The sequence below is a fragment of the Methylobacterium litchii genome (genome assembly GCF_038442315.1).
Lineage (GTDB): Bacteria > Pseudomonadota > Alphaproteobacteria > Rhizobiales > Beijerinckiaceae > Methylobacterium > Methylobacterium litchii.
In genome coordinates, this window is record NZ_JBBXMY010000011.1 from 64,071 (window position 1) to 78,317 (window position 14,247).

Consider the following 14,247-nt stretch of genomic DNA (forward strand, 5'->3'; position numbering starts at 1 on the left):
GGCCGAACCGTTCCGCGAACGGGTTGGGGTCGGCCGCCCACATCAGGGTGTCGCGTCGTGGGCGCGACCCTAGCCACTTTTGTGGCGAAATTGCCGCTCCGCAACGCGAGGTCGTGCCGCTTCGGCCGTGGACGGCTGGCAGGTGGCGCAGAAAAAGGTGGAGCGGCCCGCCTGGACCATCCGCGCCACCGTGCCGGTGCAACCTGCGCGAGTGCAGGTGAGGCCGAATCGGTCGTAGACCCGGAAGGCATGCTGGAAGCCGCCGGCGGTGCCGTCGGTGCGGGCATAGTCGCGGAGCGTCGAGCCGCCGGCCTCCACCGCCTCCGTCAGCACGGCGACGATGGCGCGGGCCAGCGCGTTGGCGGGGGCCGTGGGGCGCCCGTCCGGCTTGGCGAGGGAGCCGGCCGGCGCCTCCGGGTGGAGCTTCGCCCGGTGCAGGGCCTCGCAGACGTAGATGTTGCCGAGCCCGGCGATGAGCCGCTGGTCGAGGAGGGCGGCCTTGAGCGGGGTGATCCTGCCGCGGAACAGGCTCGCGATCACCGCGCCGGTCAGCCCGTCCAGGGGCTCGACGCCCATCTTCGCGAAGTGGCGGCAGGTGTCGAGGGATTCGCTCGGCACGAGGTCCATGAAGCCGAAGCGGCGGGCGTCGTTGTACGTGATCGTGGCGCCCGAGGACATCGCCATCACCACATGGTCGTGCTTCGGCACGCCCTGCGCGCCCTCCAGATAGAAATCCCCCGGCGAGAGGTTGCTGCCGTCCGGCATCGCCACGTCGAAGCGCCCGCTCATGCCGAGATGCATGATCAGCGTCTCGCCGCTGTCGAGGTTCGCGGTCAGGTACTTGGCCCGGCGGGCCAGCGCCGTGACGGCGCGCCCTTCGAGCCGGGCGGCGAAGCGGTCGGGGAAGGGAAAGCGCAGGTTCGGGCGCCGGAGCGTCACGCGGCTGAAGCGGGCGCCGACCATGGCGGGCTCCAGGCCCCGGCGCACGGTCTCGACCTCGGGCAATTCGGGCATGTCGTCCTGCGTCTCGCGTGGTTCCGCCGATATCGGCGCCCCGGCGCCGGGCCGCAATGCGCCGTGCGGGCGCGGGTTTCAGTCCATCGGCGCGCCGCGCAGGCGCTTGGTGACGCCGCGCTTGGTCTTCTCCTCCAGCCGGCGCTTCTTCGAGGCGAGCGTCGGGCGTGTCGCGCGGCGGGGCGTCGGCGGTACGGCGGCCTCCGCGACGAGGGCGGCGAGGCGTTCGCGGGCGTCGGCCCGGTTGCGCTCCTGCGTGCGGAAGCGCTGCGCCACGAGGACGAGCACCCCGTCGTCGGTGAGGCGCCGCCCGGCGAGCCGCATCAGCCGAATGGCCACGGCGTTGGGCAGGGACGAGGAGCGGCGCACGTCGAAGCGCAATTGCACCGCCGTCGAGAGCTTGTTGACGTTCTGGCCGCCGGGGCCGGAGGCGCGCACGAAGGTCTCGATCAATTCCGCCTCGGGGATGGCGATCTCCGGCGTGCAGACAAGGGTCACGGCCGGAGGCCTCCCATCACGCGGCTTCGGCCGGGGTGCGCGCGCGCATCGCCAGGGCGTGGAGGCCCCGGGCGAAGGCGGGATCGAGCAGCCCGTTCACGATGCGGTGGCGCTCCACCCGGCTCTTTCCCTCGAAGGCGGCCGATACGATATCCAACCTATAGTGGGTTTCGCCCCCCGGCCGTGCCCCGGAATGGCCGGCATGGAGGTGCGATTCATCGATCACGTCGAGGTGTGCGGGCGCCAACTCGCGGCGCAGCTGCATCTCGATCCAGTCCCGAAGCGTTTCGGCCATCTCGCGTCCTGCGTCGCTTTCCCCGTCAAGCCCGATCCCGCGCATGCGTCATCAGGCCCAGCGCCCTTGTGTTGGCGATACGCCCCCTCATAATCGGCCCGTCATGGATCTCAACTCGCGCCTGTTCGACAGCATCCGCATCAAGCCGTCCTGCGACGAGCCCAAGGCCGCTGCCGACACGGCGTGCGAAGCGCCCGGCTGCACCAATCCGGGTCTCTACCGCGCGCCGAAGGGCCGCAAGGCGGAGGGGCAGTACTACCGGTTCTGCATGGACCACGTGCGCGCCTACAACGCCTCGTACAATTATTTCGACGGCATGAACGACGCCGCCGTTCAGGCCTTCCAGAAGGATGCGCTGATCGGGCACCGCCCGACCTGGGCCATGGGCGTGAACCGCACGGCGGACGCCAAGCCGGAACAGGAGGCAGGCCGCGACTGGGCCTATGTCGATCCGCTGGGCATTCTGCGCGCTAACGGCGTGGGCGAGAAGGGCCGGCGCGCCAAGCCGGAGGAGCCGGAGCGGCCCCGCCGCTCGGCCGCCGTGCGCAAGGCGCTCGACGTGCTCGGCCTCGACGACACGGCCGACACCGCCGCGATCAAGGCGCAGTACAAGACGCTGGTGAAGCGCTTCCACCCGGACGCCAACGGCGGCGACCGGTCGTTCGAGGAGCGTCTGCGCGACATCATCCGCGCCCACGATGTGCTGCGCGCCGCCGGTATGTGCTGAGGCGGCACGAAGGATGCACGTTGCCCCGCTCGAAGCGGAGGCCGGTCGGCTCTATATGAGGGGTCTCGTTCTCACGGTGGCGAGTCCCCGCGCTGCCGTCTAAGGTTCCGCGTCTTGCGGAATCCGCTCCCAAGCGTCTCCTGCGCGGATGCGGCCTTCCGGGCTGCCCCGCGCTCCAAGAGGTCCCGAATGCTCTCTGACGATACGCCCGCCCGGCTCCCCGATCGCACCGTCAACGTCCGCGACGTCTTCGGCATCGACCTCGACCTCAAGGTGCCGGCCTTCGCCGAAGCCGAAGAGCACGTGCCCGATCTCGACCCGGACTACATCTTCGACCGGGAGACCACCCTCGCCATCCTCGCAGGCTTCGCGCGCAACCGCCGCGTGATGGTCACGGGCTATCACGGCACCGGCAAGTCGACCCATATCGAGCAGGTCGCGGCCCGGCTGAACTGGCCCTGCATCCGCATCAACCTCGACAGCCACGTCTCGCGCATCGACCTCGTCGGCAAGGACGCGATCGTGCTGCAGGACGGCAAGCAGGTCACGGCCTTCCAGGACGGCATCCTGCCCTGGGCCCTGCAGAACAACGTCGCCCTCGTCTTCGACGAGTACGATGCCGGCCGCCCGGACGTGATGTTCGTGATCCAGCGGGTGCTGGAGGTCTCGGGCCGCCTGACGCTGCTTGATCAGAAGCGGGTCATCCGCCCGCATGCGGCCTTCCGCCTGTTCGCCACGGCCAACACGGTCGGCCTCGGGGACACGTCGGGCCTGTATCACGGCACGCAGCAGATCAACCAGGGCCAGATGGACCGCTGGTCCATCGTCACCACCCTGAACTACCTGCCGCACGACCGCGAAGTGGACATCGTCCTGTCGAAGGCGCCCCACTACAAGGGCGACAGCGGGCGCGACATCGTCAGCCGCATGGTGCGCGTGGCCGACCTCACCCGCAACGCCTTCATGAACGGCGACCTCTCCACCGTCATGAGCCCGCGCACGGTCATCACCTGGGCCGAGAACGCCGACATCTTCCGCGACATCGGCTTCGCGTTCCGCGTGACCTTCCTCAACAAGTGCGACGAGCTGGAGCGGACCCTGGTGGCCGAGTTCTACCAGCGCGCCTTCGGCAAGGAACTGCCCGAGAGCGCGATGAACGTCGCCCTGAGCTAGCCGATGGAGGAGTTCTTGGGCCAGGCCGTTTCGATCCAGGATGGAAGCGAGGACGCTTCACCTCAGTCGGGCCGCACCCGTTACGAGGACGATCTCTACACCTGGGTACGCGAGCAGGTCGCCTTGCTCCGTGCCGGCCGGGTTGACGCGCTCGACCTCGACAATATTGCCGAGGAACTGAGCGACGTGGGAAGCTCGCAATATAGTCAAATGGAGAGTACGCTCCGCGTCCTCATCATGCACATGCTCAAGTGGGATCAGCAGCCCGAAAAGCGCACGCCGAGCTGGATCTATTCCATTCGGGAGCAGCGGCGGCGTTACGTGAAGATCCTCAAGAAGAACCCCGGCCTGAAATCGCAACTCGATGAAATACGGGCCGGCATCTACCCGGTGTCTCGGGACTGGGCGTCGGACGAATGTCACCTTTCGCCGGATGAGTTTCCGCCGGAATGTCCATACGACTGGGACGATCTGCTTGAGCGCCCCTTCGATTTCGATTCCTTAAAGACCTGAAGCCCGCATGTCCCTGTCCAACCGCAAGCCCGGCGAGCGGCGCGAGCCTGTCGCGGAGCCCCTGAAGCGCTCCGTGGCGGGGTGCCTGCGCGCCATCGCCCGCAAGGCCGAGATCGAGGTCACCTACGCCACCGACCGGCCGGCGCTGACGGGCGACAAGGCCCGCCTGCCCGAGCCGCCGCGGAAGATGTCGGCGGGGGACGTGGCGGTGCTGCGCGGCAACGCCGACGCCATGGCGCTGCGCCTGGGCTGCCACGATGTGAGCCTGCACCGCCGCTTCGCCCCCGAAAACGCCCCGGCGCGGGCGATCTACGACGCGGTGGAGCAGGCCCGCGTGGAGGCGATCGGCTCCCGGCGGATGTCGGGCGTGTCGAGCAACATCGCCGCGATGCTGGAGGACCGCTACCACCGGGGCGGCAAGTACGAGACGATCACCGACAGGGCCGACGCGCCGCTCGAGGACGCCGTTGCCCTCATGGTGCGCGAGCGACTGACGGGCCAAGCCCCGCCCGAGGCGGCCAGCAAGATCGTGGACCTGTGGCGCTCGCACATCGAGGAGAAGGCCGGGCCGAACCTCGACGGGCTCATCGGCTCCATTGAGGATCAGCGCGCCTTCGCCCGCTCGATCCGCGACCTCCTCACCTCCCTCGACATGTCGGACGAGACGCCCTTCGACCCGGAGGACGACGAGAACGACGACGAGAACGACGCCCAAGACGACGAGCAGAACCCGAGCGAGGGCGATTCGGAGGAGAAGTCGCAAGGGGACCGCGCCGAGATCGAGACCTCGGAGGAAGCCTCCGACGACATCGAAGAGGGCGCGCAGGAGCAGGCCGACGCCCCCTCCGGCGAATTGCCCGACGAGGCCGAGGACGCCGAATCGGATGAGGCCGCCGAAGGCTCCCGTCCGCCGCCGCGTCAGGCGAACGAGGCGCGCGGCCCCGAATACAAGGTGTTCAGCCCGAAGTTCGACGAGGTGATCCACGCCGAGGACCTGTGCGACGCGGACGAACTCGCCCGCCTGCGCAGCTACCTCGACAAGCAGCTCTCGCACCTGCAGGGCGTCGTCGGGCGGCTGGCGAACCGGCTGCAGCGGCGCCTCCTCGCCCAGCAGAACCGCGCCTGGGACTTCGACCTCGAAGAGGGCCAGCTCGATCCGGCGCGCCTCGTGCGCGTGGTGACGGACCCGTTCCAGCCCCTCTCCTTCAAGCAGGAGAAGGACACGAACTTTCGCGATACGGTCGTCACCCTGCTGCTCGACAATTCCGGTTCGATGCGCGGGCGCCCGATCACCGTGGCGGCCACCTGCGCCGACATCCTGGCGCGGACGCTGGAGCGCTGCGGCGTCAAGGTCGAGATCCTGGGCTTCACCACCCGGGCGTGGAAGGGCGGTCAGAGCCGTGAATCATGGCTCGCCGCCGGCAAGCCGGCCTCGCCCGGCCGCCTGAACGACCTGCGCCACATCGTCTACAAGGCGGCGGACGCTCCGTGGCGCCGGGCGCGGAAGAACCTTGGGCTGATGATGCGCGAGGGTCTGCTGAAGGAGAACATCGACGGCGAGGCGCTGGATTGGGCGCACAAGCGCCTGCTCGGCCGCCCCGAGCAGCGCAAGATCCTGATGGTGATCTCGGATGGTGCGCCGGTCGATGATTCGACCCTCTCGGTCAACGCCGGCAACTATCTGGAGCGGCACCTGCGCTGGATGATCGAGGACATCGAGACCCGCTCGCCGGTGGAACTGCTCGCCATCGGTATCGGCCACGACGTGACGCGCTACTACCGTCGCGCGGTGACGATCATCGATGCCGAGGAACTCGGCGGCGCGATGACGGAAAAGCTGGCGGAGCTGTTCGAGGAGGACGGCGCGGCGGCCCCGATCCGGCAGCCGGTGCGGATGGCGGCGGGCGGGCGGCGCTAGGCGCCGCCCTGTCTCTCACAGGCCGAGGTCGCTCAGCGACGGATGGTCGGCCGGGCGGGGGCCGGAGCGGTCCCAGTGGAACAGGCGCTGGTCCTCGCGGATCGGCAGGTCGTTGATGCTGGCGTGCCGCGCCTGCATCAGGCCGTTGGCGTCGAACTCCCAGTTCTCGTTGCCGTAGGCCCGGAACCACGCGCCCGACGCGTCGTGGAATTCGTAGGCGAATCGCACGGCGATGCGGTTCTCGTGGAACGCCCACAGCTCCTTGATCAGCCGGTACTCGTGCTCGGCCTTCCACTTGCGGGTCAGGAAGGCGACGATGGCCTCGCGGCCGGAGAAGATCTCCGCGCGGTTCCGCCAGCGGCTGTCGGCCGTGTAGGCGAGGGAGACCTTCTCCGGGTTGCGGCCGTTCCAGCCATCCTCGGCGGCGCGGACCTTCTTCGCGGCGCTTTCGGCGGTGAAGGGCGGAAGCGGCGGACGGCTCTCGGACATGATGGATCCTGGACACACGAAAGCGACCGGCGCCTTGTGAGCGCCGGTCGCTTTCAGATCAATCCGAAAAGGGCCTCAGGCCGCGGCCGGAACCTCGGCGAGCTTCTTGTGCAGCTCGCGCTTGAGGAGACGGGCGGTCTGCGACAGGTCGCCTTCCGAGGCCTTCACGAGGAAGGCATCGAGCCCGCCGCGGTGCTCGACCGTGCGCAGGGCATGGGCGGTGATGCGCATCCGCACACGCTTGCCGAGGGCATCGGACTGGAGCGTGACGTTGCACAGGTTCGGCAGGAACCGGCACTTGGTCTTGTGGTTCGAGTGGCTCACGAGGTGGCCGACCTGAACAGCCTTGCCGGTGAGTTCGCAGCGGCGCGCCATGACTTAAACAATCCCGTTTCGTTCCGCCGCGGGCCAGATCGCAGCCTGCGCAAACCTTTGCGCCGCGGGCCGCGCCCGTGCGTCAAACCAGGTCCGGCGGAGTCCTGTTGAAGGCGCGGGCTATAGGCGACACAGGGCCGTCCCGTCAAGGCTCGACCGGTGATGCCGTCGTCCGAACCCTCTGTTAACCATGGCACGGGGATAACCAAGGCCCATTCCGCGCGGCCCGGCCGGCGCGGTCCAGGATTTCGAGCCGGACCATGCGTATCACGATCCCGGTCAGACCCCTCCTGGCGGCGACCCTCGCCGCCGCCCTGGGGCTGCTTCCCCCGCAGGCGGAGGCGCGGCCCCGCAAGGCGAAGGTCGCCGCCGCCGCAGCCTCCCTTTCCATCGATTACGCCATCGCGCTGGCCGGCCTGCGGATCGGCACCGCCCGGCTCGCCGGTGCCTTCGAGCGCGATTCGTACCGGATGGACGTCTCCGCGACGCTCACCGGCCTCGTCGGCGCCATCACCGGCGGCCAGGGCTCCGCGCGCTCCTCGGGGAGCGTGGGCGCCGGCCCGCTGCCGGACGCCTTCTCCATCGCCACCCGCACCGCCAGCTCCGGCATCGCCGTGCGCATGGCGCTGGCCCACGGCAACGTGGTCCAGACCGAGATCACTCCGCCGCTCGTGGACATGCAGGACCGGGTGCCGGTCACGGCGGCCATGAAGCGCAGCATCATGGACCCGGCGAGCGCCCTCGTCATGCCGGTGAAGGCGGGCGCCGCCCCCACCGACCCCGCCAATTGCGACCGCACTCTGCCGCTCTTCGACGGGGCGACGCGCTTCGACGTGGTGCTGAGTTACGCGGAGACGCGGGAGGTGCAGAAGCCCGGCTATGCCGGCCCGGTCCTCGTCTGCAACGCCCGCTACCGGGCGATCGCCGGCCACCGACCCGACCGGCCGGGGGTGAAGTTCATGGAGGACAACCGCGAGATGTCCGTGTGGCTCGCGCCGGTCGAGGGCACGAAGGTCCTCGTGCCCCTGCGCATCTCCGTGCTCACCGAGATCGGCACGAACATCATCGAGGCGACCCGTTGGACCCGTGCGGGCGAGACCGAGACCGCCGGACGCACGGGAGACCCGGCCCTCGCCCAGGCGAGCCTGCCCGGCCAGTGACGCTTCCCTTCGGTGCGGGGCGGCCCTATCCCGGTGGGGCGGCCGAGCCCGCCCCAGGAGACGCCATGGCCAAGGGATACATCATCGTCCGCATGACGGTCACGGACCCGGAGGCGTACAAGGATTACGCTGCCATGGCCTCCGAGGCGATGAAGCTCTACGGCTGCAAGCCGCTGGTCCGGGGCGGCCGCAGCGAAGCCCTGGAAGGCGAGGCCCGCCCGCGCAACGTCGTGCTCGAATTCGAGTCCTACGAGGCGGCCCGGACCTACTATTATTCGCCGGAATACCAAGCCGCCGTCGCCAAGCGCCTGCCCGCCGGAACCGGCGAAGTGGTGCTGGTCGAGGGCGTGGACTGAAGGCTCCCCCATGCTGTCGCGCCTGCCCGTCCTCGTCACCCTCCTGAGTGCCGCCCCGGCGCTGGCGCAGCCCCTCACCGCAGGCTCGCCCTGCGGCGGCGATGCCTTCTCCTCGGCGCAGGTGATCGAGCACCGGCCGCCCCGGCGCGGGCCGATCACGGCGGTGCCGGACACCCTCTGCGCCGATGTCGAGCCGCAGCATCCGCAGGCGGATGTGCAGATCGACGCCTACCCCGTCATCGTGCCGCAGGTTGGCAGGGGCGGGCGCAGCGTCCCATATTAGGGGCAGCCGGTCGTCCGACCGCAGGAACAGCCGATCATCGACGCCCTGCTTCGCCCCACCCAGCGCTCCCTCCGCCGCGACGCCCGTGCCCGCGGCGTGACGGCCGTCCTGGGCCCCACCAATACCGGCAAGACGCATCTGGCCATCGAGCGGATGCTCGCGCACCCGACCGGGATGATCGGGCTGCCCCTGCGGCTGCTCGCCCGCGAGGTCTATCTCCGCGTCGTCGCCAAGGTCGGCCCCGAAAAGGTCGCCCTCGTGACCGGCGAGGAGAAGATCAAGCCGGACCGGCCGCGCTACTGGATCTGCACCATCGAGGCGATGCCGCGCGATCTCGACGTGGCCTTCGTGGCCATCGACGAGATCCAGCTCGCCGCCGACATGGATCGCGGCCACGTCTTCACCGACCGCCTGCTCTACGTGCGCGGCCGGGAGGAGACGCTGCTCATCGGCTCCTCGACCATCCTGCCGCTGGTGCAGGACCTGATCCCGAACGTCCACACCACCACCCGGCCGCGCCTGTCGCAACTGACCTTCGCGGGCGAGAAGAAGCTGTCGCGCCTGCCCCGGCGCACGGCCATCGTCGCCTTCTCGGCGGAGGAGGTCTACGCCATCGCGGAGTTGATCCGCCGCCAGCGCGGCGGCGCGGCGGTGGTGCTCGGCGCCCTGTCGCCCCGCACCCGCAACTCCCAGGTGGAACTCTACCAGAGCGGGGACGTGGATTACCTCGTCGCCACCGACGCGGTGGGGATGGGGCTGAACCTCGACGTGGACCACGTCGCCTTCGCCGCGAGCTGGAAATACGACGGCACCCGCTTCCGCCGCCTCACCCCGGCCGAGATGGGCCAGATCGCCGGCCGGGCCGGGCGCCACCTGTCGGACGGCACGTTCGGCTCGACGGGCCGCTGCAAGCCCTTCGAGGCCGAACTGGTGGAGCGCCTGGAGAACCACGATTTCGATCCGCTGCGCATCCTGCAATGGCGCAACCCGGATCTGTCGTTCGGGAGCCTGGAAGCCCTCCAGACGAGCCTCGACGAGCACCCCCGCGAGGCGGGCCTGACCCGCGCGCCCATGGGGGAGGACCAGCAGGCGCTGGAAATCCTGATGCGCGAGGACGACATCCGCGACATGGTGCGCGGCCCCTCGGCGGTACGCCGCCTCTGGGACGTCTGCGGTGTGCCCGATTACCGCAAGGTGCACCCGCAGGTTCACGCGGACCTCGTGGCCGAGCTCTACCGCTTCCTGATGAAGGGCATGGCCGGGCGCATCCCGGACCAGTGGTTCGCCGAGCATGTGGCGTCGATCGACCGGACGGACGGGGACATCGACACCCTGTCCCGGCGCATCGCGCAGGGGCGCACCTGGACATTCGTCGCGAACAGACCTGACTGGCTTCGCGACCCCGAACATTGGCAGGGCGAAACGCGTCGGGTAGAGGACAGACTGTCGGACGCCCTCCACGAACGCCTTGCGAGCCGCTTCGTTGACCGGCGCACCAGCGTCCTGATGCGACGCCTACGAGAGAACACGATGCTCGAAGCCCAAATTACCCCCGACGGGGATGTCACCGTCGAGGGTCAGCATGTCGGCCAGCTGAACGGCTTCCTGTTCGTGCCCGATGCGAGTGCGGAAGGCCACGAGGCCAAGACGCTCCGCAGCGCGGCCGAGAAGGCGCTCGCCAGCGAGTTCGAATCACGGGCCGAGCGGTTCGCTTCGACGGCGGACTCGACCCTCGTGCTCTCGCATGACGGCACGATCCGCTGGACCGGCGCCCCGGTGGGCCGCTTGGTGCCGGGGGACAAGCTGTTCGCCCCGCAGATCCGCGTCCTGGCCGATGACAGCCTCGACACGGCGGGCCGCGAGAAGGTCCAGGCCCGCCTTGAGGCATGGCTGAAGGCGCATGTGACGCGGCTCCTCGGCCCGCTCATGGAGATCGAGACCGCAGCCGACCTCACCGGCCTGTCCAAGGGCATCGGCTATCAGGTGGTCGAATCGCTCGGCGTGCTGGAGCGCTCGAAGGTCGCGCAGGAAATGCGCAGCCTCGATCAGGACGGCCGCGCCGCGCTGCGCCGCCACGGCGTGCGCTTCGGCGCCTACCACATCTTCCTGCCGGCCCTGCTGAAGCCAGCGCCGCGCACCCTGGCCGCCCAGCTCTGGGCCCTGCGCAACGGCGGCCTCGACCAGCGCGGCCTGGACGAGATCGCCCATCTCGCCGGTTCCGGCCGCACCTCGATCAAGGTCGACAAGGAAATTGCTAAGGGCCTCTACCGGGCGGCCGGCTTCCGCGTCTGCGGCGAGCGGGCGGTGCGCGTCGATATCCTCGAACGCCTCGCCGACCTGATCCGCCCGGCCATCGCCTACCGCCCCGGCACGACACCGGGCGCCCCGCCGGACGGCAGCGCCGACGGCGACGGGTTCGTCGCCACGGTCGGCATGACCTCCCTGGTCGGCTGCTCGGGCGAGGATTTCGCCTCGATCCTGAAGTCCCTGGGCTACGCCAACGAGTCGCGCCCCGGCCCGGCCATCACGGTGCCGCTGCTCGCCGCAGCGCCGACCGAGCCGGCCAAGCCCGTCGTCGCCGCCGAAGCGCCGGAGGAGGCCCCCGAGGCCACCGCCGAGACCGCGACGGAGGAAGCCCCCTCCGACGAGGCGCCCGCCGAGAGCGCGCCGTCCGACGATCTGGTCGCCGAGACGGAGGTCGATCCGCTGATCGCCCAGGCGGAGACCCCGGTTGCGCCGGAGCCCGAGACCGCGCCCGCCGCTGTCGAAGCCGAGGCTGAGATCCCGGCCGAGCCCGAGCAGGCCGGGTCCGTGGACGCCGAGCCGGTCGCGGAGGCCGCTGCCGAGGGCGAGACAATCGCCGAAGCGTCGGACGAGGCCCCCGCCGAGGAGGAGGCCGCGCCCGCCGAGATCGCCCAGGTCGAGGTGTGGCGGCTCCAGCGTCACCAGCGCCCGGCCAATGCCCGCCCGAACAACCGTCCGCGCGGTGGCCGCCGCGACGGTGCCCCGGCCGGAGCTTCCGATCAGCCGCGCCGGGCCGAAGGCCAGGGCCAGGGCCAGGGTCAAGGCCGCGACGAGCGTCGTCGCGACCGTCCCGAGGGTCCGCGCCCCGAGCGGCGCCGAGACGAGGGCCGTCCCGACCGCCGGCCGGAGCATCGCGGTGAGGGGCGGCACGATCCGCGCCAGGAGCGCCACGGCGGGCCGCGTCCGGACCAGCGTCCGCCCCGGCGCGAGCGTGCGCCGGATCCCGATTCGCCCTTCGCCAAGCTCGCGGCCCTGAAGGCCCAGCTGGAATCGGGCGGCGGCGACAAGCGCTGATCGGCGGGAGGCGCGATGCGCGAGGGGCGCCAGCGCCTCGACAAATGGTTGTGGTTCGCGCGCTTCGCCCGCACGCGCACCCTGGCCGCTCGCCTCGTCGATGACGGCTATGTCCGGGTGAACGGGGCGCGCTGCGACAACCCGGCCAAGGCGCTGGGCCTCGGCGATGTGATCACGGTCGCGGCGGCGCACGCCACCATGGCCGTGCGGGTCGCCGATCTCGGCACGCGACGCGGCCCGGCCGAGGAGGCGAGGGGCCTCTACGAGCCGATCTCCGGCGAGCCGGGGTGATGACGCGCTGCCACAGGTGAGCGTCCTGCCGGGGGAGCGGCGTCGGCGCGCTTGTCAGTGGGGGAGGCAGAGTCTAGAGCCCTTCCCAACAACGCTTACCAACAGCGCCTGCGCGCCAGCGCAGCCCCGGATGCGCGGGCCGTGTGCCCCATCCGGATGATGCGGGACCTGAGGACCTAGAGAGCCGATGACCTACGTCGTCACCGAGAACTGCATCAAGTGCAAGTACATGGACTGCGTGGAAGTCTGTCCGGTGGACTGCTTCTACGAGGGCGAGAACATGCTCGTCATCCATCCCGACGAGTGCATCGATTGCGGCGTCTGCGAGCCGGAATGCCCAGCCGAGGCGATCAAGCCCGACACCGAGTCGAGCCTGGAGACGTGGCTGAAGCTCAACGCCGACTACGCGAAGAGCTGGCCCAACATCACGCAGAAGAAGGACGCCCCCTCCGACGCGAAGGAATGGGATGGCGTCTCCGGCAAGCTGGACGCGCATTTCTCGCCGAACGCCGGCACGGGCGATTGATCGCCTTCTGATCTGTGTGATTGACCGAACCCGGCGCGCCGCCGCATGAACCGTGCGGGATGGCTGTGCGCTGCGGGAAGACCTGCCCTGCATCGCCACCCTAGGCGGGCGGGCGTGCCGGTGTAAAACCCTGGACGCAGGTGCCGTGGGCACTCGCGTGCCTTCGAGCGAGCTTTGATTCCGGCGCGGATTGTGGTACACAATCCGCCTGCCGTCGCTCGCGTCAGACGTGCCTACTCCGCGCCGAAACGCATTTCCCTCACTGGGGTTGCATGTGTTCGGCCGCCGGGTCTCTCCCGGCGGAAGGCAATGTCGCGTGCCCGGCTTCGCGAGTGTTCCGGGGTCGCGCTCTTCATGCGCCGGTTCCGGGAAGTTGCGATCCGACCGGGTGTCGTCCGCCCGGGAACAGCTTTTCGCGCGAGGCGCCCGCCGTGTCGCGCGTCAGTGGAGGCCCTTCTCGCATGACCACAGCCAAGAAGACGACCGCAGGCCGGCAAGGCTTCAAGACCGGCGAGGCCGTCGTGTACCCGGCCCACGGTGTCGGTCGGATCACCGCGATCGAGGAACAGGAGATCGCTGGATACAAGCTTGAGCTGTTCGTCGTCTCCTTCGAGAAGGACAAGATGGTCCTTCGGGTGCCGACCGCGAAGGCCAACTCCGTCGGCATGCGCAAGCTCGCCGAGCCGGAAGTGGTGAAGAAGGCCCTCGATGTCCTGACCGGCCGCGCCCGCGTGAAGCGGACGATGTGGTCGCGCCGGGCGCAGGAATACGAGGCGAAGATCAATTCGGGGGATCTGCTGGCCGTCACCGAAGTGGTGCGCGACCTGTTCCGCTCGGAGGCCCAGCCGGAGCAGTCCTACAGCGAGCGTCAGCTCTATGAGGCGGCCCTGGATCGGATCGTCCGCGAAATCTCCTCGGTGAACCGCATCACCGAGACCGAGGCGCTGAAGCTCATCGAGCAGAGCCTCGCCAAGTCGCCGCGCCGGGCCAAGGCGGAAGCCGAGGCTGAGAGCGAGGGCGAAGCCGAGGGTGACGACATCCAGGAGGAGGCGGCCTGAGAGGTCGTTTCACCTTCTAATTGAGTTGAGGAAAAGCCCGGCCGTGATGGCCGGGCTTTTTCGTTGCACACACGCGAAATGGTTAACCGCGTCACTTTTCCCCCTGGACTTGTCTTTCGACTCTGGAAAGCGGCGCGAACCGACCCATCTTTCGGAAAGTTGATCGCGATTCTTGTCCGGCCGAGCATCATTCCGAGATGCAGGCGCGGAACTTTCGTGTTTGCGCTGCCGTTACCGGTTGCTTGGCGTCGCT

The 14,247-nt window shown here is 69.5% G+C and carries 16 protein-coding genes; 11 read left to right on the top strand and 5 right to left on the bottom strand.

Annotation, left to right across the window (positions count from 1 at the left end; all coding sequences use genetic code 11):
- Nucleotides 1-69: 69 nt before the first annotated feature.
- The 3 genes from mutM to AAHF99_RS18950 all read right to left on the bottom strand — a co-directional run bounded on the left by mutM (nt 70) and on the right by AAHF99_RS18950 (nt 1,807).
- Nucleotides 70-1,014, bottom strand: a complete 945-nt coding sequence (gene mutM, locus AAHF99_RS18940; RefSeq protein ID WP_342166045.1) for a bifunctional DNA-formamidopyrimidine glycosylase/DNA-(apurinic or apyrimidinic site) lyase — start codon at nt 1,012-1,014, stop codon at nt 70-72.
- 78 nt (nt 1,015-1,092) lie between these two features.
- Nucleotides 1,093-1,512: an alternative ribosome rescue aminoacyl-tRNA hydrolase ArfB gene (gene arfB / locus AAHF99_RS18945; RefSeq protein ID WP_342166046.1), complete on the bottom strand. Its 420-nt coding sequence runs from the start codon at nt 1,510-1,512 to the stop codon at nt 1,093-1,095.
- A 16-nt stretch (nt 1,513-1,528) separates the two neighbouring features.
- Nucleotides 1,529-1,807, bottom strand: a complete 279-nt coding sequence (locus tag AAHF99_RS18950; protein WP_342166047.1) for a BolA family protein — start codon at nt 1,805-1,807, stop codon at nt 1,529-1,531.
- Between the two features lie 103 nt (nt 1,808-1,910).
- Here AAHF99_RS18950 and AAHF99_RS18955 point away from each other — a divergent pair, with 103 nt between their 5' ends.
- From AAHF99_RS18955 to cobT, 4 genes are all read left to right on the top strand, one after another.
- On the top strand, nt 1,911-2,534 hold the full coding sequence (locus tag AAHF99_RS18955; protein ID WP_243953669.1) for a J domain-containing protein: 624 nt from the start codon (nt 1,911-1,913) through the stop codon (nt 2,532-2,534).
- 189 nt (nt 2,535-2,723) lie between these two features.
- Nucleotides 2,724-3,707 carry a cobaltochelatase subunit CobS gene (gene cobS, locus AAHF99_RS18960; protein WP_243953670.1) on the top strand — a complete coding sequence of 328 codons (984 nt, stop codon included), beginning with the start codon at nt 2,724-2,726 and terminating at the stop codon, nt 3,705-3,707.
- Nucleotides 3,708-3,710: 3 nt separating this feature from the next.
- Nucleotides 3,711-4,220, top strand: coding sequence for a DUF29 domain-containing protein (locus AAHF99_RS18965; protein ID WP_342166048.1), 510 nt, complete (start codon nt 3,711-3,713; stop codon nt 4,218-4,220).
- Between the two features lie 7 nt (nt 4,221-4,227).
- The gene (gene cobT / locus AAHF99_RS18970; protein WP_342166049.1) at nt 4,228-6,138 is read left to right on the top strand and encodes a cobaltochelatase subunit CobT; all 1,911 of its coding nucleotides are present in this window, start codon (nt 4,228-4,230) and stop codon (nt 6,136-6,138) included.
- Between the two features lie 15 nt (nt 6,139-6,153).
- Here cobT and AAHF99_RS18975 read toward each other — a convergent pair whose 3' ends face one another.
- Both AAHF99_RS18975 and rpmB read right to left on the bottom strand, forming a co-directional pair.
- On the bottom strand, nt 6,154-6,627 hold the full coding sequence (locus AAHF99_RS18975) for a nuclear transport factor 2 family protein (protein ID WP_342166050.1): 474 nt from the start codon (nt 6,625-6,627) through the stop codon (nt 6,154-6,156).
- Between the two features lie 75 nt (nt 6,628-6,702).
- Nucleotides 6,703-7,002 (bottom strand): 50S ribosomal protein L28, encoded by a 300-nt coding sequence (gene rpmB, locus AAHF99_RS18980; protein WP_243953673.1) that lies wholly within the window; start codon nt 7,000-7,002, stop codon nt 6,703-6,705.
- Between the two features lie 260 nt (nt 7,003-7,262).
- Between rpmB and AAHF99_RS18985 the strand changes: the two genes are divergently transcribed.
- The 7 genes from AAHF99_RS18985 to AAHF99_RS19015 all read left to right on the top strand — a co-directional run bounded on the left by AAHF99_RS18985 (nt 7,263) and on the right by AAHF99_RS19015 (nt 13,994).
- Nucleotides 7,263-8,162 (top strand): DUF3108 domain-containing protein, encoded by a 900-nt coding sequence (locus tag AAHF99_RS18985; protein ID WP_342166051.1) that lies wholly within the window; start codon nt 7,263-7,265, stop codon nt 8,160-8,162.
- A 65-nt stretch (nt 8,163-8,227) separates the two neighbouring features.
- Complete coding sequence (locus AAHF99_RS18990) at nt 8,228-8,518, top strand: DUF1330 domain-containing protein (RefSeq protein ID WP_243953674.1); 291 nt, start codon at nt 8,228-8,230, stop codon at nt 8,516-8,518.
- 10 nt (nt 8,519-8,528) lie between these two features.
- A complete protein-coding gene (locus tag AAHF99_RS18995; protein WP_342166052.1) occupies nt 8,529-8,801 on the top strand; it encodes a hypothetical protein in 273 nt (90 codons plus the stop codon).
- Between the two features lie 96 nt (nt 8,802-8,897).
- Nucleotides 8,898-12,119 (top strand): helicase-related protein, encoded by a 3,222-nt coding sequence (locus AAHF99_RS19000; protein WP_412759916.1) that lies wholly within the window; start codon nt 8,898-8,900, stop codon nt 12,117-12,119.
- Nucleotides 12,120-12,134: 15 nt separating this feature from the next.
- Complete coding sequence (locus AAHF99_RS19005) at nt 12,135-12,410, top strand: RNA-binding S4 domain-containing protein (protein WP_342166053.1); 276 nt, start codon at nt 12,135-12,137, stop codon at nt 12,408-12,410.
- Nucleotides 12,411-12,597: 187 nt separating this feature from the next.
- Nucleotides 12,598-12,936, top strand: a complete 339-nt coding sequence (gene fdxA / locus AAHF99_RS19010) for a ferredoxin FdxA (protein WP_243953677.1) — start codon at nt 12,598-12,600, stop codon at nt 12,934-12,936.
- 461 nt (nt 12,937-13,397) lie between these two features.
- A complete protein-coding gene (locus AAHF99_RS19015; RefSeq protein WP_243953678.1) occupies nt 13,398-13,994 on the top strand; it encodes a CarD family transcriptional regulator in 597 nt (198 codons plus the stop codon).
- Nucleotides 13,995-14,247 lie beyond the last annotated feature (253 nt).